Here is an 18,247-nt window from a genome sequence, read left to right on the forward strand (position 1 = left end):
ACTTCCCTTTATTAAAAAATCACGCCTGCATGTAAAATTACATTTGCATAAGGCGTAGCCTCGCCTGTACGAATAATTGCCTTCGCTTTCTTTGTATGCTCTTTAAATTGTTCATGAGATACATACTCAAATGCTGGCTCTATTAATTTCTGTTCGATCTCTTTATTTACTTCCGCATTATTTATAATGACTTCTTCTGCTAACGTCACTTTTTCGATTGCCATATCATCAGCTACAACTTGTAACACCTCTAAAAAACTCGGTTTTCCAATCTCAACAGCTAAATCAATTCGTTTTACTCCGTCAGGAATTGGTAAACCGCAATCAGCAATTACAACCGTATCTGTATGCCCAAGTGAAGCAAGGACTGCCGCGATTTCACTGTTTAATACACCATGCTTTTTCATCCAACAATCACCTGCACTTCACGTACTCGATCTCTCGTTGGCATACCGCCCTGTGCCCCAAGTTTCGTTACAGAAAGACCACCGGCAATATTCGCGAAACGAATTGCTTTTTGAAGTGTCTCTCCTTCAGAAAGTGCAACTGCTAACGCACCATTAAATGTATCACCAGCTCCAGTTGTATCCACTACATCAACAGCAATGCTAGGAACATGTACAATCTCTGTTCCATTATGGAAACGAACACCGTTAGAACCTTCTGTCATCAATAATTTATTTGGATACTTCGCCAATAAATCTTCAATTGGTGATGTAAAATCATCTAATACGATGCGGCACTCATGTTCATTTGGCGTAATATAAGTTGCTTTTTCTAAAATTTCTTCTGATAAAACTTGTGCTGGCGCTGGATTCAACATAACAGGAATATTATGTTCCTCACAAATAGCCAATACATATTTTACTGTTTCAAGTGGAATTTCTAGTTGAAGAACAACCATATCCGCTTTTACAAGAAGGTCTTTGGAGCGATCTACAACTGACTTATTTACAAGAGCATTTGCCCCTTGTACGACAACAATACTGTTATCTTCTTCTGCTAAAACGATATGAGCAATTCCTGTCGTTCTATCTGTAACCGGTACCACATAATCGATAAAAATGCGTTCGTTCTCTAAATTTTTTCTAACTACTGTTCCATAATCATCATTTCCTACCGCTCCAACCATTGCTACATTTGCTCCTAACCTAGCTGCAGCAACTGCTTGGTTTGCCCCTTTCCCTCCTGGGATTGTATGAAACGCTTCACCAATTACTGTTTCTCCTGCTTTCGGCCGTTTTTTTGAAACAGCCACTAAGTCCATTGAAATGCTTCCTACTACTGCAATATTTGGCATCTGTTTCATCTCCTTACTTCGTTGTATTTCGTTCTATAATTTCAATTGGCAAACGATAGTGTTTCTCTTCTAATGTATTCCCTTCCATTTGCTCTAACAACAACTCTGTTGCAATTTTCCCCATTTCATATATCGGTTGTGCAACTGTTGTAATAGATGGATACATCATTTCCGTTAAAGAAATGCCATCAAATCCGATAATTTGTAAATTATCTGGAATGGCAATCCCCTTTTGAAGTGCAGCCTTTACAATACCAATCGCAATTAAATCATTCCCAGCAACAATACCATCAATATGCGGGTATTCTTCTAATAATTCCATCGCTACACGCTCACTATTTGCTGGCTCAAACGTACTCTCCGCAATCATATACGAAAGATTATTTTGCGTAATAACGTCTACAAAACCTTCAAAACGTTCATTTGCAGTACTCACATCACGTGGTCCGCGAATATGTGCAATATGTTTACATCCTTTATCTAGTAACAACTTTGTCGCAGCCTGACTTCCTGCATAGTTATCTGCATATACAGTAGGAATACGCTCATTAAACATACGGTCAATCGCAACAACCGGAACAGATAAATTCATGTAATTAACACTATTTTGTGGATTCGTTGCTACAATAAATCCATCTACATTATTTTGTCTAAGTACATCAATGTATTGTTTCTCTTTTTCTAAACTTTCATCAGAGTTACAAAGAACAACTGTGTAACCTTGTTTATGTGCTACATCTTCTACGGCACGTGCAACTTCTGGAAAGAACGGATTCACGATATTCGGAACAACTAAGCCAATTAAACGAGACTTTTTATTATACAGTGAACGCGCTACTGTACTAGGCTTATAATCTAACATCTCTATTGCACGCTCTACCTTTTTTAATGTATCTTCATGAACATATCCATTTTTATTTAGAACTCTGGAAACGGTCGCAACAGATACTCCCGCTAATTTCGCAACGTCTTTAATCGTACTCATTCTCTTTTCTCCTCATTTCATGTAACCGTTTACAGAAAATAATATAACGTATTTCTAAAAATACGTCAATCATTTCTCACTAAAAAGCTTTTAAGGTTATACTCAAAAAAGCACCGCCATAAGGCGATGCTTCTTCATTACGAGTATGATACAGTTTTTTCTTTTTCTTCAACAGCAGGCTCTTCAGCATCTTTTTTACGATCTGATAGTTTAATTTTTTGTAAGAAAATCGTAAAGATGGCACCTACTACGATAAATACTAATCCTGTTAAGAATACAGTATGAAGCGAGTCTACTAAAGAGTTTTTCAAAATAGGTACAATGCTGTTAGCAAACGCTTCTGGCATTTGTTTTAATGCCTCTGGGCTAAATAGCATCGAATATAAACCTTGTGGATCTGTGTGAATCATATCTTTAAATTTCGTTACCATTTGTCCCGCTTCTTTCGGGAATGTATCTAATACAGGTACTAATTTATTTGTTAACGTTGTACCTGAAGTGTTATTCATAATTGATCCTAAAATTGTAATACCAAATGTTCCACCAATTTGACGGAAGAACTGACTTGATGACGTTACGACACCAAGGTCTTTTTTCGGGAAGCTTTCTTGTAACGCTAATGTTAATGTCGGCATTACAAGACCCATTCCTAAACCGATAACCATCATATAAGAAGTAGCTGTAAGCTTCGTTGTGTGCATATCCATCGTTGTTAATAACCAAAAACCACCGGCCATAATAAGCATACCTGCGATAATTTGTGGTTTTACACCAACTTTTAATACAAGTTGCCCACCGATAATACTCATTACAATCATTGTAATCATCATTGGAGTCATAATTGTTCCTGATTCAGCAGCACTTACTCCTACAATACCTTGCATGAAGAATGGTACGAACATAATCGCGCCGAACATTCCAATACTCATAAAGAATCCAATCGCATTCAGTATTGTAAATGTGCGATTTTTAAAGAAATGCATTGGTAAAATCGGCTCTTCAGCTTTCGTTTCAACAATAACAAAGCTAACGATACCAATTACAGCTAGTGCGAATAAACCGATAATTTGCCAAGAATCCCATGCATAATCTTTTCCGCCAAACGTTAGCGCAAGTAATAAACTTACAACACCTAGAATCATCGTAAAGATTCCAGCGATATCAATTTTAATTGGTCCTGTTTGTTTATGTGATTTTAATCCCATTGCAATAAAGATTGTTGCTAAAATACCAACCGGTAAGTTAATGTAGAATACCCATCTCCAGTTCACTGCATCTACAATCCAACCACCAACTTGCGGTCCAATTACAGAAGCAAGACCGTATAACGCACCAAAAATACCTTGCCATTTCGCACGTTCTTTTCCCGTGAACATATCTCCAATAATAATCATAGCCATTGGCATCATAATACCGCCACCAAGACCTTGAATACCACGGAAAATAATTAATTCTGTCATACCATTCGCCATACCACATAACGCCGAACCAATCATGAAAATAACTAGCCCTGTTATATATACGTTACGACGACCAAGTAAATCCGCTAATTTACCTGCAATTGGTACAACTGTCGTTGATGTTAACATATAAGCTGTCGTTAACCATGTCATTAAACTTAATCCGCCTAGGTCACCGACGATACGTGGCATTGCTGTACCAACAATTGTTCCATCTAATGCAGCAAATAGCATCGCGATTACTAAACCGATTAACAACAACTTTCTATTTTGATTTTCTTGTTGCTCCATGTAATCTCCTCAATTCCTCTTAGTTATTCTCTTTTTTCTCTTGTGTCCCGCAAATAATGGTTTCTAACTTCTCAAAGAGACGTAATAAATCTTCTCTTTCTTGCAACTCTAAATGTGAAAAGTATTTTGCAATATGCTCGTTGCGAGCTGTCATTGCCTCTTCTACTCTAGCTTTCCCCTTTTTCGTTAACTCGATGATGACAACACGACGGTCATCTTTGTCGTGATAGCGTTCTACAAGTTCTTGATCGATTAGACGATCAATCATCACTGTAATTGCGCTAGGCTTCACATACATCTTTTTTGCTAATGTTGTCGCTCTTGAAGCCCCATAATGATCTAAAATCTTTAAAATATAAAACTGCGGTGGTGTAAGTCCTGTTGCTTGCATTTGTTCTAATAACTCCGTCTGCATTTTCTTTCCAATCGAAAAGGCAAGAGCTTGAATTTTATCGATATGCGTCATATCATTTGGCATGTTATCCACCTCTTATTTAAACAATAAAATATTTAACGTATTTAAATATTAATCCCGCGAACAAAATCCGTCAATACTTTTATTCATAAAAACGTTTACATTTTTGTCACAAAGTTGTATAATTTTCGACGAAGTTAATATTGACAGTCACGGAGAAACGGAGTACACGGCTATGAATCATAAAAAAGGAAACTTTTTTATATTTCATGGCCTTTTTATATTCTCTGTCTTAAAACGCTTCGAATTAATTAGGGGAGGATTTTCATTTTATGTTTTTTACACAATTATTTAAACCTGCGCCCCACGCGGAACGCTTACCAGCTGATCGCGTTGATAGCGAATACCGTAAATTACGTTTACAAGTATTCTTAGGTATCTTCATCGGTTATGCAGGCTACTACTTTGTTCGAAAAAACTTTTCACTAGCAATGCCATACTTAATCGAGCAAGGCTTTAGTAAAGGGGAACTTGGGGTTATCCTTTCAGCAGTTTCTATTGCTTACGGATTAAGTAAATTTCTTATGGGTATCGTATCCGATCGTTGTAATCCTCGCTACTTTTTAGCAGCTGGGCTATTTTTATCAGGTATCATTAATATTATTTTCGGCTCATTTTCTTTCATTACAACGAGCATTATACTTATGTTTGTACTTCAGTTTTTAAATGGATGGGTACAAGGTATGGGATGGCCTCCTTGTGGTCGTACGATGGTTCACTGGTTCTCTATTAGCGAACGTGGTACAAAAATGTCTATTTGGAACGTCGCTCATAATGTTGGCGGAGCGCTTATGCCTTCCCTTGTAACATTAGGCTTATACTTCTTCGCAGATGACTGGAAAAGTATTTTTTACTTCCCAGGTATTCTTTCAATTTTAGTTGGTATTTATGTATTAATTACGATGAAAGATACACCTCAATCTTGTGGACTACCTTCTATTGAAGAACATACTGGGGAATATCCACCAGATGAAAAAGTAAAAGATCGCGAACGCGAACTTTCAGTAAAGGAAATTTTATTTAAATACGTATTAAACAATAAGTTTTTATGGTACATCGCTATTGCGAACGTTTTCGTATATTTCGTACGTTACGGCGTTGTAGACTGGGCTCCTACTTATTTAGTAGAAGAAAAAAGCTTTACTCATAGTAGCTCACGTACTGCTTACGCTCTATATGAATGGGCTGGTATTCCAGGTACACTTCTTTGCGGATGGATGAGTGATAAACTATTTAAAGGACGTCGTGCACCTGCTGGTATTCTATTTATGGTTGGTGTATTTATCGCAGTTCTTGTTTACTGGTTAAACCCTCCTGGTAATCCAATGGTTGATAGTATCGCACTTGTCGCAATTGGATTTTTAATTTACGGACCGGTTATGTTAATTGGTCTACACGCTCTAGATTTAGCACCAAAGAAAGCTGCTGGAACTGCAGCAGGCTTAACTGGATTCTTCGGTTACTTAGGCGGAGCAGCTTTCGCTAGTGCAGCTATGGGCTTTATCGTAGATGCATTCGGATGGGATGGCGGATTCATCTTATTACTTGCATCTTGCGTACTTGCAATGTTCTTCCTTGCTCTTACTTTAAATACAGGGTCAGTAAAATCAAAACAAGCTTAAATAATATATAACAAGCATAAAAATAGCTCTTAGCATTTACATACATGCTAAGAGCTATTTTTTATTTTCATTGCTGTTCCTACTAATGATAACAACCCATTCCTTCCCTACTATAAGATTAAAAGATTTGATGAAACACCTTTATTAAAACGGCTAACGTAACAGATGCAGCAAATCCCCCTAAACAAATAAGACTGACACCTTGGCTATATGACAAATTTTGAAATGATTTCATTGCTTCCATCCTCCCTATCTCCCCTTTGATACTTTTATTTTACCAATGGGAAAAATTTCATAACATCGATTTCTCTAACAACTAACTTACAAATTTGTAAGTTAACATCTTTTCAACTTATATATCTAGTATTTCCACAGATAAGAGTCATTTATACATAAAAAAAGACCTCAGTTATACTAAGATCTTCGTTACATTCTATTTCATTTTACAATCATCACTGGACATTTCACACGCTTTGCTATTTTATGACTTACACTTCCCAGCACCATTTCTTGCAGTGTATTGAGCCCTCTACTTCCAGCAATGACAAGATCTATATCTCCTGTATTCACATATTGAACAATTGTATCTCCAGGATCACCATGTAATATCGTAATTGTATAAGAAATGTTCTCTTTCTTTAATAAACCTTCAATCTCTTTTAATTTATCTTTTCGACTAGCTGATATTGTTTCTAAATCTGTTTGACCTTGTATAATATCTGATTTTGCCGTTCTATTATCTACTACGTACACAACTTCAACATTTGTTTCTTCGCTACATTTTGCAATATATGTTGCATGTTCCGCTGCTCGAAGTGCATGTTCAGAACCGTCACATGCTAATATAATTTGTTTGTACATATGCTGAATCCCCTTTTCGTTATCCTACTCGTATTATATAATAAAGCCCCCTAAAAAGGAGGCTTTTAACTAGCAATTCTTTTATTATAAGTAGCTAAATTTGCAACAAGTTTTGAGCTACGTTCATTTAATCCTGTTATACTTACTTTCACGCCACTTTGTTCATATTTCATAATAACTTTATCAATTGATGCCACTGCCGAATCATCCCATACGTGCGCATGAGTAAAGTTCATTTCGATTTCTTTTATACCTTCATCCAATGAAAAAGCATTTATAAAATCTGCTGTAGATGCAAAGAAGAGTTGACCGTGAATTTCGTATATTTTCTTATTTTCAATATATAAATGTTTCACGTGAATCTTTGCCATATTGAATGCAAATAAAACCGCACTAATTACTGTTCCGATAATTACACCTAATCCCAAATTATGAGTGATAAGAACGACCACGACTGTTACGATCATGACGAATGCGTTTCCTTTTGGCACTTTATGAATCGTTGCTACAGAATTCCAATCAAAAGTTCCGATTGAAACCATAATCATAACCGCAACTAAAGCTGCCATCGGAATATGAACGACATAATCTCCTAAAACGAATAGTAATACGATTAAAAATCCGCCCGCTACAAATGTTGATAGGCGACCTCGTCCACCTGATTTAATATTAATAACAGATTGACCGATCATTGCACAACCTGCCATTCCTCCGAAGAAACCAGCAACAATGTTTGCGATCCCTTGTCCGCGTGCCTCTTTATGCTTATTACTTTCCGTATGCGTCATATCATCTAAAACTGAAGCTGTTAATAATGATTCTAGTAAACCGATAATTGCAAGCATAACTGCATAAGGTAAAATAATCCCTAATGTCTCAAGTGTAAAAGGCACGTCAGGAATACTAAAGAACGGTAATTCTTTCGGCAGGCTTCCCATATCTCCTACTGTTTTCAACTGTAATCCGCTCATAAGTGCAATACTCGTCACAATAATAATTGAAATAAGCGTAGAAGGTACAGCCGTTGTAATACGTGGAAATAAATATATAATTGCAAGTCCTAATACAACGAGTGCATACATTTGCCAAGTTGCATTTTTAAAATGTGGCAATTGCGCTGTAAAAACTAAAATTCCAAGTGAATTTAAAAAACCACTCATAACAGATTTCGGAACAAACTTCATAAATGAGCTCAGTTTGAACACGCCAAAAACAATCTGGACAATACCTGTTAATATTGTTGTAGCAAATAAATATTGCAAACCATGATCTTTAACAAGCGTTACCATTAATAATGCCATTGCACCTGTTGCAGCTGAAATCATTCCAGTTCTTCCGCCAACAAATGAAATGGTAACTGCAATACAAAAGGCTGCGTATAGTCCAACTGTCGGATCCACGCCTGCAATAACAGAGAAGGCTATCGCTTCAGGGATTAACGCTAAAGCAACGACAATTCCTGATAACACGTCCCCTTTCACATTAGAAAACCAGTCATTTTTTATCGTTTGAAACAAAGTATCACTCCTCTACTCCTTTATAATTTGGTTTTCTCCATAAGAAAATCTAGCCGACTGCACGAAAGCTATTATATAACGAGTAGAAGATTTTTTGCTATGTAAAAGTTTCCTAAAGAAAAAGACACTACCTTAGTAGCATCTTTTCTCATTTCATTAATGTCCACCGTGTCCTTGACCACTTTCCTGAACAATTTCTAACCTCTCATCTAGTATTCCTTGTGTTTCAAATGAAATATCACTCGTATTTCCTAATAAGAAACCGTGATTATATGGTCCAAGTGTTGGATCATCTTTAAACTTCGGCTGAATGCTTGCAAGGAAGTCATACACTGTTTGTGAAGCTTTACCTTCTTCTAATAATACAACAGGTGCATGTTTACCCATATGTGAAAAAGGTGCCCCAGCAACTGCTAAATCTGGTGTTTTACTTGAAACAAATGATAAACCGTGACCAGGTTTTGTGAATCCCCAGCCAAATTTTGTTTTTTCATCTTTAAATTTAGCGAACGCAATCGAGTTTTCTGTAGGGGTCTCTCCACTAATACGCGTTACTTTCCCGTATTTGCTTAGCTCTTTTTCTACTTCTTTTGAAACAATTTTTTCTGGCCCTAATACATATATATTTGCTTTATCTTTTCTCATTTTTAGTGCCTCTATTGTCGCTTCTGGCACTTTATTCTTTTCTGTATAGAGTAGTGGTTCCGGCATATGAGAAATCCAATTTACAGCGGGGGTTGTATATAAACGTCCTTCTTCTGCAGACGAACCGATAATAACACTATTTGGGTAGCTTCCTGTTATATCGGCATACTCCTTATCAACATCCTTCGCAAATATAGCTGGGTCCGTTTCTTTTATTTGTTTTACTTTATAACCTTTTAATTGTTCAAGCGCGCTAGTACCTACATCTCCCATCACCATAATTTGTGTTCCATCTTTCGTTCCGATTGGATTTAATCGTTTTATTTCTTTTAACGTCATTTCCGGTATCTTTTCTTTTTCTATAAATAAAATCGGCCCGTTATTCGGATGATGAATAAAATCTGCACTCGCAATACCTAATTGCCACTCGCTTGCTGGTACTAAAATAACAGCACCTGGCTGGTTCTCCTTATGAGTTGCTGGCCATATCGTTTGCGAAGTTAATACTGCCATTTGCGAAGGATCGTTTGTGTTTAATCTCGTTACATTTTTTAAACTTGTCGTTAATAAATCATTAGATGCACCTTGGTTCATTTCTTTTGGCGCCGTTACCTCCTGATTCATTTTCATTTCCTTTTGCTCTGTTTTCTTCTCTTTTGTAGATTCATGGTTTTTATGGTCTGTATTCGTTTGTCCGCATGCAGCAAGACCAACTGCTGTAATTATTGTTATCCCAAAAATTCGGGTCATTTTTTTCACTATACCGCCTCCGTATTAATCATTTTTGAGCCAATATGATTACCTAAAATGTAATTTCAACTCCACAATAACAAGCAATTCTGAAGAAATTATGCAGACACATCATAATCTGCACCATTTCTTCATGATTTTGCATTACACTTTAAGTAACGATTATAAATATGGAGGGCTCTCTATGATTGATATACTGCTCGTAGACGATGAACCGAGAATGCTTGAATTATTAACGCTTTATCTTACACCAATTGGATATAACTGCGTATGTGCGACTTCAGGAGAAGAAGCTATTTTACATATAGAAAATCAAAACTTTAAATTTGTTTTACTCGATATTATGATGCCAAAGATGGACGGATGGGAAACGTGCAAAAAAATCCGATCTTTTAGTAACATTCCTATTATTATGGTTACAGCTCGTGATCAAACAGTAGATGTCGTTCAAGGATTAAAAATTGGAGCCGATGATTACGTAACGAAACCTTTCCATGAAGAAGAACTTTTCGCAAGAATTGAAGCCGTTTTAAGACGTACAAATGAACATAAACAAATCCAATATCACGGTATTGTATGGGATGAAACAAAACACTTCGTTTCTGTCCATAATGAAGAACTCCTTCTCACACCAATTGAATTTTCTTTACTCGGATTATTTTTACGCCATGTGAACTACGTATTAAACCGTGATCAGCTCATCGAACGAATTTGGGGGTTAAACACAAATACAGAAGATCGCACAGTCGATTCACATATTCGTAATTTACGTGATAAATTGCGAAAAGCAAATTTCCCTATTGATCATCATTTAAAAACCGTGTATGGAGTAGGTTATCGATGGATTAATACTGAACAGTAAGGGGCAAAACGATGAAACGAATTTCAATTCAATTCGGATTTTATTTTTTAATTGTTACACTTTTAATTGAAAGTGTTCTCTTTATTTTGCTCTATTATAGTCTTGTAAACACTAGAGTAAATGAAGAAATGACAGCTTTATTAAAGCGAGGAAATAGTCATCGAGATGTACTTGAAAAATATTACGATGAGCAAACCATCTCTCACGTAGCATTAATGGAATCTGAAGCTGAAACAACTGTCGTTATTACAAATGCAAATAAAGAAATACTAGCTAAATCTAACGAAATAAACACGACTATAAACGATCATATTAGTAAAATGCAAACTCGAACAGACCATAATGGAGCGATTATAGAAAATCATTGGAAAACATCTAATTATATATGTACAGTTAGCCCCATTGTAGTAGATGGAAAGCATGAAGGCTATGTGTACATGTTTCTTGGAACAGAATCAATTGAAAAGTTAGTTAATGGATTAACAAAACAATTCATTATTGCTGGTGCCATCACATTTCTACTCACAGTCATCACAATTTTCCTATTATCTCGATTATTAACAAAACCATTGTTACACATGAAACATGCCACTGAAAAAATGAGTAAAGGTGATTTATCTGTTTCATTAACAACTACTCGAAATGATGAAATTGGTGAACTAGCATCATCTATTCAGACGCTCGCAAATGATCTACATTATATGAAAACAGAGCGAAGTGAATTTCTAGCAAGTGTTGCTCACGAATTACGAACACCGTTAACATACGTAAGAGGTTATGCTGACATTGCTTTAAAAGAAAGCACCCCTTCTGAACAACGTTTGCGATATTTATCAATTATAAAAGATGAGTCTGATTACATTACAAACTTAGTTCAAGATTTATTTTCACTTGCACAAATGGAACAACATAACTTTTCTATTCAAGTAAAGGAAGTGCATTTACACACCTTCCTTACGCGTATATGTGAAAAAGTAAACGCCATGTATAAAGAAAGGTACATTAAAGTTTCTTTCTCTTGTCCTCCTACACTGCTAGTAAACTTAGATGAACAACGATTCGAACAAGTTGTTGTGAATATTTTAAATAACGCTTATAGACATTCAAAAGAGCATTCTCATATAAACATTTCTATTACAGAAGAACATAAACGTATCTCCATTACAATTGAAGATGAAGGCGAAGGTATTCCGCTTGAAGACCTCCCTCACATTTTTGACCGCTTTTACCGTGTCGATAAAGCAAGAACACGATCTACAGGCGGAACTGGTTTAGGGCTATCTATCGTAAAAGAAATTGTAGAACTACACGGCGGAAATATTACTGTAACGAGCGAAGTCGATTACGGGTCTTGCTTTATAATTTCATTACCATCCATAAAAAAACACGACTATCATCAATAGTCGTGTTTTTTTATCACTTTACTTTATAATATAAATTTACAAATTGCCCAAAACGTTTCGTATCCATCAAAGTTAAATTAATTTCTGGGTTCTTGTCTTGAAATAACGGAACTCCAGAACCTAATATATGCGGTGTAATCGTAACAACATATTCATCAATTAGATTATTCTTAAAGAATTCTCTCAGTAGCTCTCCTCCACCAACCATCCATATTTTAGACCCTTCTTGTGCTTTTAACCTTTTTGTAAACTCCACTACATCTTCATTTACAAATTCCACGTTTCCGTCTGAACCTTTTTCTGAACGAGAAAAAACATAACATGCTTTATCTAAGTACGGGAATGTTTCCGTATGCTCTACTACATAATCGTACGTTTTCTTTCCCATAATTATTGTATCAATCGTTTCGTACATTTCTGTATAACCGTTATCTCCCTCTCCTTCCGTTTCCATTAACCACTCTAAATCATCATTTTCTTTCGCAATATATCCATCTAAACTCGCCGCAATAAATAAAACTATTTCACGTGACATATCTTTTCCTCCTTGTATCTCATCTTGATAACATATGATGTAAACAATATACTAACAATAAAACATGACAATTTATGTCACGTTAAAAAGAAAAGGTGATACATTTGTCAAAAGCTAAACGCTTATTAGATATTCTTATATTTGCTTCTGCCAAAAAGACATTTACAGCGCAAGAAATAGCTGATGAATTTAATATCTCCGTTCGTACTGTCCATAGATACATTTTAGATTTAAGTGATATGGGGTTGCCCATTTACGCAGAACAAGGTCGTAACGGCGGCTATAAAGTATTAACGAATAGAGTAATTCCGCCTATTTTATTTACGGAAGAAGAAGCAGTCTCTATCTTTTTTGCTTTTCAATCTTTAAGTTACTATCGCGACTTACCTTTTAACACAGAAATCAATTCCGTTACACATAAACTGTATAGCTCCCTACAACATGATGCGAAAGTGAAAGTTGATAAAATACGTTCTTATATCGCCTTTTGGAATCCGAAGAGAACAATTGAGACCCCACTTTTAAACGAAGTGTTAACAGCGGCTATTGAAAATAAAAATTTACACTTTCAATACGAATCTAAATCAGGGATAAAAACAAAACATGTTCATCCGATTGGTGTATATGCTCACGACGGGTTATGGTACTTACCGTCCTATGACTTCGGTAGAAAAAAAGTATTACTGTATCGCATCGATCGTATTCTTTCCATATTATCAACGGAAGAAAATGAGGATACATTCATGAATTTAGAAGAGTGGTTTGCCTCTAACTCTAACGTAGTACACATCCCTACTCAGTTACATGTTTTACTGACAACAGAAGGCGTACGCCAATGTAAAAGCGTTCCTTATCTTGAGGAATTCGTTATAGTAAACGAGGATGGGACAGGATATATACACTCAACAATTGATAAAGGTGAGATTAACTTTATTACTCCTTTATTTTATAGACTTGGAAAAGATGCAAAAGTGTTAGAACCGAAAGAATTGATAGATGGTTTACGTATACGTGCGAAAGAAATTTTACATATGTATGAAGACGAAAAAAGCTGCTAGATGTAAGCAGCTTTTTAGTCTCTTTGTTACTATTGACGAATATCAATCCACCAACGATATTCCGCATTCATATTTTCAGTGCCACCATTCCCTCTGTAATGGAAAGCATCCAAAAAGATTGAATCTAGTTTATCCTCATCTACAAAATAACCTAAGTTAACCTTCACCGTTTGTCCTGGTGTGATACTGCCAATATTATAAAAGCTTTTCCCGTCTCCGTGAGGTTCCAAGTAATCAACTTCACCCGTCATAATACGCGTTGCGTCCATTCCCTCTTCTTTAGCGTAGTTCCATGCATTCCCTTCAAATTTAAGCTGTTTTATGGATGGATGCATATAGATTTCTTCTGTCGACTTTTTACCAATATTTTTCACTGTTGTTGTTAAATAGACAAATTTAACATTAACTAATTTCGAATCTACTAATGTATCAATTGAATCTTTACCATTCCCTAATTTATATTCATCTCGTCTGTACGATAGTAATTTTCCCATCTGATCTAAAGCCTTATTCTTGCTTAATATCTCTAGGCCAAGTTCATTAAAATTCTCTTGTTTAAAATCTTTAATTGAATCAAAGACTTCAACTTTTTCTATCACATATTCAATTTGGCTGTTATCCATAGATATCGTTACTGGAACCTTTTGTCCTATATGAAATAGTCGTTTACTATCTTTTTTCAATGGAATCACCTTATTTTCTTTCGGTTCAGCTGCTTTGGTAAAGCGATTTTCATCATAATCTGCTATATATGATGCCTTTTCTTTTGACGTAGGCTCAAGTGAAATACTCCCTAACACATCTATCATTTGTTCTTCGTTTACATCGGATCCAATATAACTTTCTAACATAATCCCTTCTTTCTCAAAAAAGAGAAAGACCTTTCTGTCAAACATTACGTTGTTGTTTCCAGTTTCTTTATGGACAATTACTGCTTTCCTGCCATTTATCTCTTTTTCTTCATAACTTTTTGAATATAAAGTTTGAAAATCCGCATTTTCTCCCACTCTCGAAAGAACAAATGAAAACCCGCCCATTGCGTCGTTATCTTTAAATGAATATTTCATAGCACTATCATCAATTGCTTCCATATTTTCTGGCAATTTACCAATCTTCAACTTATACCACTGATTACTCTTTTTCGAATCCTTATTTGTTAAGGAAACATTTACTTCGTAATTTTGTTTTTGAACAATCATATTATAGACTTTCACTGCACCAAAAACAGTTGTTGGCATACCAATTAATAAACAGGCAGCAGCGATTAACATACGATGTCTTTTACGCTTTTTCTGTGGTCGCTCGCCTCTCAGCTTCATTTCTTCCATAAACAATTTCTTTTTGCGCGTATATGTATGTGAAAATTCATGTTGTTCTTCGGATTTATCAAAATCATCTAAAGCAATTTTTTCAGCAAGTTCATATATTTCTTTGGAGTTCTTTGAATTCGTCATGTTGTATACCTCCTATCATATTTTGGACTCGTTTTCGAGCGCGTTCAAACTGCTTGCGGACATTAGCCTCCGTAATCCCCATTACACTTGAAATTTCTTGATACGTTAAGTTATAGAAGACTTTGTACTTAAACACCTGTCTGTTAGATTCATTTAACTCTTTTAGCAATGTATCAATTTGAACCTCAGACATTTTACGTTTTTCCCACTCTTCAATATTTTCATCTACTGCTTCTATTGATTCTCTTTCATATTCTTCTAAAAATGTTTCATGTCGTTTATTTTTCCGGTAACTATCAATCGCCTTGTTTTTCGCGACCCTCAAAATATAGCGTTTAAGCTCTTCAGTGCTCAAGCTATGGAGCTTTTCCAAGTTCTTATAAAGAGTAATAAACGTCTCTTGAACCGCATCTTCAGCCTGTTGAATATTATTTAAAATAGAATAAGCTACATAATAAATTTTTTGTTCATACAACTCATATAGCTCTTCCATCTTTTCATAATCTTTGTTTGTAACTTTCATATAATTCCTCCTCTCACTCTATATAACGAATGAGCACTGTAACTTTGTGACACTGCAAAATCTTTTTATAGATAAAATTTAATAATAGAATAAACAAAAGCCCAATTTCTCTATTTTAACTAAGAAATCGGGCTTTTGTTTATTCGAATTTTCCTGACTGTTTCATAAAGAACATTCCTCTTATGCCTTTTCAGTCAGCAACACTTGCTCTATCTCTTCTTTTAACAACGTCTTTATTTCTTCCAAATTATGATTCTTCTTTTCTCCCGATTGTACCGTATAAAACTCAGCAAATGAACGCTCTTTATATCTCGGTACAACATGCATATGATAGTGCGTAAGTTCATTAAAGATTCCACCATTTTGACAAATCGTAATTCCGTCAGGTTTATATAATACCTTAATCGCTTTTGCAATCAGCTTAGAAGCATCCATAATGGATTTTGCTACAACATCATCTAATTCGTCTACTTCTACAACATGTTGCTTTGGCACAATTAAAGTATGTCCTGTATAGAAAGGTTCATGATCTAAAAAACATGTTACATAGTCATCTTCATATATTTTATATATTTTTTCCTCTTCATTTGCTAATTTACAACCTAAACAGTCCACTACACTTTCCCCTCTTTCTAAAAACATAAAAACGTGAGAATACGGCTCTCACGTTTTTATGTTTTATTTTATTAGTTCAATTGTTTCCGTAACTTTTATACTGTCTTTTACAGATTGAACAATCGTGCAATTTTTCACTGCAAGCTGCAATGCTTTGTCCAACTGCTCTTCTGTAATGTTTTCCGCTTTAATTTTATAGTGCAAATGAACACTTTCAACTGGTTTGGATAAAGCTTCACTTCTACCAATTTCAGTTTCGATCGTAAACGTATCGTATGTAATACGTTTCTTTTCTAAAATTGTTCGAAAGACAATTGCACTACATCCTGCGATAGAAGAAACGAGTAATTGTAACGGTGAATACCCGTTTTCTTTTCCAATCGCTAATTGAGCGTACGATAAATCTGCCTTTATATCATCGTATTTGATTGTTAGTTTCATTTGTTTTGTCCATCTCCACTTTCATCGGTTTCTGCTGTTTCTTACTCATATAATAATAATATATATAGCAGAAAATGATAAATGGAATACCGCAGTATAACGCCATTCTTTGTTCAGGAATAAACGCTAAACTAATAACAACGATGCTATTTGTAATTAAAGCTAAAATTGGAACAATCGGATATAGTGGTGTTCTATACTTTAAGTCCTCTAACTTTCCTCCGCCTTTTATATACTGACTTCTAAAGCGAAGTTGCGATAAAGCAATAATGATCCAACTTGAAACAGCCGATAAACCAGCTATCGATAATAAGTACATGTATACTGTATCTTCTGCAAGGAAACTTGTGAATAGAGATAATCCAGCTACCGCAATCGTTACGACTAGCGCTGTAATTGGAATACCACGCTTATTTACTTTCTGGAAGGAAGTTGGTGCCATTCCTTCATTTGCAAGTGACCATAGTATACGCGTCGCTGCATATAATCCAGAGTTCGCTACAGATAATAACGCAGTAATAATAACGAAGTTCATAATATCAGCTGCGTATGGAATACCAATTTTATCAAATACGACTACAAATGGGCTTTCAATTACGCCTGCTTCTTTCCAAGAAATTAATCCTACTAAAATCGTCATTGTTAAAATGAAGAATAACATAATGCGCCATACTGTATTACGGATTGCACGTGGAATTGTTTTTTCTGGATTTTCACTTTCTCCCGCTGCAATTCCGATTAACTCTGTTCCTTGGAACGAGAAGTTAACTGTAATCATTGTAAGTAATACGGCAGCTAGTCCATTCGGGAAAAGTCCACCATCGCTTACAAAGTTAGAGAAAAGAGGTGCTGCTTCTTTTCCGTCATATGATATAAATCCTAATAATGCACTACCACCAAGCACAACAAATGCAAGAATTGTAATTACTTTAATACTAGAGAACCAAAATTCTAATTCAGCATAACTTTTCGCCGAAATTGCGTTTGAAGCATATAAAATAACGCCGAATACAAGGCACCATACCCAAACATCAACATTTGGAAACCATCTTTTCATCATTAAACCGATTGACGTTAATTCTAGACCCACTGTTACTGCCCAGCCGAGCCAGTATAACCAGCCAATCATAAAGCCCGTTCCTGGTCCAATAAACTTCGTCGCATACTTTTGGAAAGATCCTGAAACCGGCATCGCTACCGTTAACTCTCCAAGACAAAGCATTGTTAAATACATAATAAATCCGCCTACTAAATATGAAAGGATGGCTCCCCCTGGTCCAGCCTGATTAATGGTGTAACCTGAACCTAAGAAGAAACCAGTTCCGATTACACCACCAAGTGCGATCATAAATAAATGTCTACTCTTCATCGTACGATGTAATTTCTCATTCGTTGGTTGCTGCATCTAAATCCTCCCCCTACCATACCCCTATATCCTGTTAAAATTTTC

At 35.6% G+C, this 18,247-nt stretch carries 19 protein-coding genes; 4 read left to right on the top strand and 15 right to left on the bottom strand.

The genetic code is table 11. The annotated features are described in order from the left end of the window. Positions 1-11: 11 nt before the first annotated feature. From rbsD to BLT20_RS22730, 5 genes are all read right to left on the bottom strand, one after another. Entirely contained in the window at positions 12-407 is a 396-nt protein-coding gene (rbsD, locus tag BLT20_RS22710; protein WP_000716151.1) for a D-ribose pyranase, read from the bottom strand. Then, positions 404-1,300: a ribokinase gene (gene rbsK, locus BLT20_RS22715; protein WP_001132865.1), complete on the bottom strand. Its 897-nt coding sequence runs from the start codon at positions 1,298-1,300 to the stop codon at positions 404-406. The genes rbsD and rbsK overlap by 4 nt, the downstream gene beginning before the upstream one ends. Before the next feature lie 13 nt (positions 1,301-1,313). Beyond that, positions 1,314-2,285 (bottom strand): ribose operon transcriptional repressor RbsR, encoded by a 972-nt coding sequence (rbsR, locus tag BLT20_RS22720; RefSeq protein WP_000104052.1) that lies wholly within the window; start codon positions 2,283-2,285, stop codon positions 1,314-1,316. A 137-nt stretch (positions 2,286-2,422) separates the two neighbouring features. After that, positions 2,423-4,036, bottom strand: coding sequence for an MDR family MFS transporter (locus BLT20_RS22725; RefSeq protein WP_000437647.1), 1,614 nt, complete (start codon positions 4,034-4,036; stop codon positions 2,423-2,425). Between the two features lie 19 nt (positions 4,037-4,055). After that, complete coding sequence (locus BLT20_RS22730) at positions 4,056-4,514, bottom strand: MarR family winged helix-turn-helix transcriptional regulator (protein WP_001132365.1); 459 nt, start codon at positions 4,512-4,514, stop codon at positions 4,056-4,058. A 269-nt stretch (positions 4,515-4,783) separates the two neighbouring features. On the opposite strand from BLT20_RS22730, the gene glpT reads away from it, so the two are divergent. Then, entirely contained in the window at positions 4,784-6,133 is a 1,350-nt protein-coding gene (gene glpT, locus BLT20_RS22735) for a glycerol-3-phosphate transporter (protein WP_000466385.1), read from the top strand. Between the two features lie 118 nt (positions 6,134-6,251). On the opposite strand, the gene BLT20_RS22740 is transcribed toward glpT, so the two are convergent. From BLT20_RS22740 to BLT20_RS22755, 4 genes are all read right to left on the bottom strand, one after another. Further along, positions 6,252-6,368 carry a DUF4027 family protein gene (locus tag BLT20_RS22740; protein ID WP_000834733.1) on the bottom strand — a complete coding sequence of 39 codons (117 nt, stop codon included), beginning with the start codon at positions 6,366-6,368 and terminating at the stop codon, positions 6,252-6,254. Between the two features lie 203 nt (positions 6,369-6,571). Beyond that, positions 6,572-6,994 carry a universal stress protein gene (locus BLT20_RS22745; protein ID WP_000277999.1) on the bottom strand — a complete coding sequence of 141 codons (423 nt, stop codon included), beginning with the start codon at positions 6,992-6,994 and terminating at the stop codon, positions 6,572-6,574. Between the two features lie 65 nt (positions 6,995-7,059). Next, positions 7,060-8,511 carry a SulP family inorganic anion transporter gene (locus tag BLT20_RS22750; RefSeq protein ID WP_000487896.1) on the bottom strand — a complete coding sequence of 484 codons (1,452 nt, stop codon included), beginning with the start codon at positions 8,509-8,511 and terminating at the stop codon, positions 7,060-7,062. 156 nt (positions 8,512-8,667) lie between these two features. Continuing rightward, positions 8,668-9,915: a hypothetical protein gene (locus BLT20_RS22755; protein ID WP_000738878.1), complete on the bottom strand. Its 1,248-nt coding sequence runs from the start codon at positions 9,913-9,915 to the stop codon at positions 8,668-8,670. Positions 9,916-10,090: 175 nt separating this feature from the next. On the opposite strand from BLT20_RS22755, the gene BLT20_RS22760 reads away from it, so the two are divergent. Both BLT20_RS22760 and BLT20_RS22765 read left to right on the top strand, forming a co-directional pair. After that, a complete protein-coding gene (locus BLT20_RS22760) occupies positions 10,091-10,768 on the top strand; it encodes a response regulator transcription factor (RefSeq protein ID WP_000565469.1) in 678 nt (225 codons plus the stop codon). Positions 10,769-10,779: 11 nt separating this feature from the next. Next, the gene (locus tag BLT20_RS22765; RefSeq protein WP_000822525.1) at positions 10,780-12,171 is read left to right on the top strand and encodes a sensor histidine kinase; all 1,392 of its coding nucleotides are present in this window, start codon (positions 10,780-10,782) and stop codon (positions 12,169-12,171) included. 13 nt (positions 12,172-12,184) lie between these two features. Here BLT20_RS22765 and BLT20_RS22770 read toward each other — a convergent pair whose 3' ends face one another. Continuing rightward, on the bottom strand, positions 12,185-12,706 hold the full coding sequence (locus BLT20_RS22770) for a dihydrofolate reductase family protein (RefSeq protein WP_000085780.1): 522 nt from the start codon (positions 12,704-12,706) through the stop codon (positions 12,185-12,187). Positions 12,707-12,801: 95 nt separating this feature from the next. Between BLT20_RS22770 and BLT20_RS22775 the strand changes: the two genes are divergently transcribed. After that, positions 12,802-13,764, top strand: a complete 963-nt coding sequence (locus BLT20_RS22775) for a helix-turn-helix transcriptional regulator (RefSeq protein ID WP_113732210.1) — start codon at positions 12,802-12,804, stop codon at positions 13,762-13,764. Positions 13,765-13,793: 29 nt separating this feature from the next. On the opposite strand, the gene BLT20_RS22780 is transcribed toward BLT20_RS22775, so the two are convergent. From BLT20_RS22780 to BLT20_RS22800, 5 genes are all read right to left on the bottom strand, one after another. Further along, entirely contained in the window at positions 13,794-15,218 is a 1,425-nt protein-coding gene (locus tag BLT20_RS22780; RefSeq protein ID WP_000185137.1) for a DUF4367 domain-containing protein, read from the bottom strand. Next, entirely contained in the window at positions 15,184-15,741 is a 558-nt protein-coding gene (locus BLT20_RS22785; protein WP_000869257.1) for an RNA polymerase sigma factor, read from the bottom strand. Before BLT20_RS22785 ends, BLT20_RS22780 begins: the two co-directional genes overlap by 35 nt. A gap of 180 nt (positions 15,742-15,921) precedes the next feature. Continuing rightward, a complete protein-coding gene (locus tag BLT20_RS22790; RefSeq protein ID WP_002025299.1) occupies positions 15,922-16,383 on the bottom strand; it encodes an HIT family protein in 462 nt (153 codons plus the stop codon). Positions 16,384-16,419: 36 nt separating this feature from the next. Beyond that, positions 16,420-16,797, bottom strand: coding sequence for an OsmC family protein (locus tag BLT20_RS22795; protein WP_000778867.1), 378 nt, complete (start codon positions 16,795-16,797; stop codon positions 16,420-16,422). After that, a complete protein-coding gene (locus tag BLT20_RS22800) occupies positions 16,772-18,202 on the bottom strand; it encodes an amino acid permease (RefSeq protein WP_001187098.1) in 1,431 nt (476 codons plus the stop codon). Before BLT20_RS22800 ends, BLT20_RS22795 begins: the two co-directional genes overlap by 26 nt. Between the last annotated feature and the right edge of the window lie 45 nt (positions 18,203-18,247).

This window comes from Bacillus sp. cl96, assembly GCF_900100505.1.
GTDB classification, from domain to species: Bacteria; Bacillota; Bacilli; order Bacillales; family Bacillaceae_G; genus Bacillus_A; species Bacillus_A cereus.

What these genes read in the sequence shown, in the direction of transcription:
- rbsD (WP_000716151.1), bottom strand. Translation starts at nt 407, where the DNA reads ATGAAAAAGCATGGTGTATTAAACAGTGAAATCGCGGCAGTCCTTGCT.
- BLT20_RS22730 (WP_001132365.1), bottom strand. Translation starts at nt 4,514, where the DNA reads ATGCCAAATGATATGACGCATATCGATAAAATTCAAGCTCTTGCCTTT.
- rbsK (WP_001132865.1), bottom strand. Translation starts at nt 1,300, where the DNA reads ATGCCAAATATTGCAGTAGTAGGAAGCATTTCAATGGACTTAGTGGCT.
- BLT20_RS22790 (WP_002025299.1), bottom strand. Translation starts at nt 16,383, where the DNA reads ATGTTTTTAGAAAGAGGGGAAAGTGTAGTGGACTGTTTAGGTTGTAAA.
- glpT (WP_000466385.1), top strand. Translation starts at nt 4,784, where the DNA reads ATGTTTTTTACACAATTATTTAAACCTGCGCCCCACGCGGAACGCTTA.
- BLT20_RS22795 (WP_000778867.1), bottom strand. Translation starts at nt 16,797, where the DNA reads ATGAAACTAACAATCAAATACGATGATATAAAGGCAGATTTATCGTAC.
- BLT20_RS22760 (WP_000565469.1), top strand. Translation starts at nt 10,091, where the DNA reads ATGATTGATATACTGCTCGTAGACGATGAACCGAGAATGCTTGAATTA.
- BLT20_RS22800 (WP_001187098.1), bottom strand. Translation starts at nt 18,202, where the DNA reads ATGCAGCAACCAACGAATGAGAAATTACATCGTACGATGAAGAGTAGA.
- BLT20_RS22765 (WP_000822525.1), top strand. Translation starts at nt 10,780, where the DNA reads ATGAAACGAATTTCAATTCAATTCGGATTTTATTTTTTAATTGTTACA.
- BLT20_RS22740 (WP_000834733.1), bottom strand. Translation starts at nt 6,368, where the DNA reads ATGAAATCATTTCAAAATTTGTCATATAGCCAAGGTGTCAGTCTTATT.
- BLT20_RS22725 (WP_000437647.1), bottom strand. Translation starts at nt 4,036, where the DNA reads ATGGAGCAACAAGAAAATCAAAATAGAAAGTTGTTGTTAATCGGTTTA.
- BLT20_RS22770 (WP_000085780.1), bottom strand. Translation starts at nt 12,706, where the DNA reads ATGTCACGTGAAATAGTTTTATTTATTGCGGCGAGTTTAGATGGATAT.
- rbsR (WP_000104052.1), bottom strand. Translation starts at nt 2,285, where the DNA reads ATGAGTACGATTAAAGACGTTGCGAAATTAGCGGGAGTATCTGTTGCG.
- BLT20_RS22745 (WP_000277999.1), bottom strand. Translation starts at nt 6,994, where the DNA reads ATGTACAAACAAATTATATTAGCATGTGACGGTTCTGAACATGCACTT.
- BLT20_RS22780 (WP_000185137.1), bottom strand. Translation starts at nt 15,218, where the DNA reads ATGACGAATTCAAAGAACTCCAAAGAAATATATGAACTTGCTGAAAAA.
- BLT20_RS22785 (WP_000869257.1), bottom strand. Translation starts at nt 15,741, where the DNA reads ATGAAAGTTACAAACAAAGATTATGAAAAGATGGAAGAGCTATATGAG.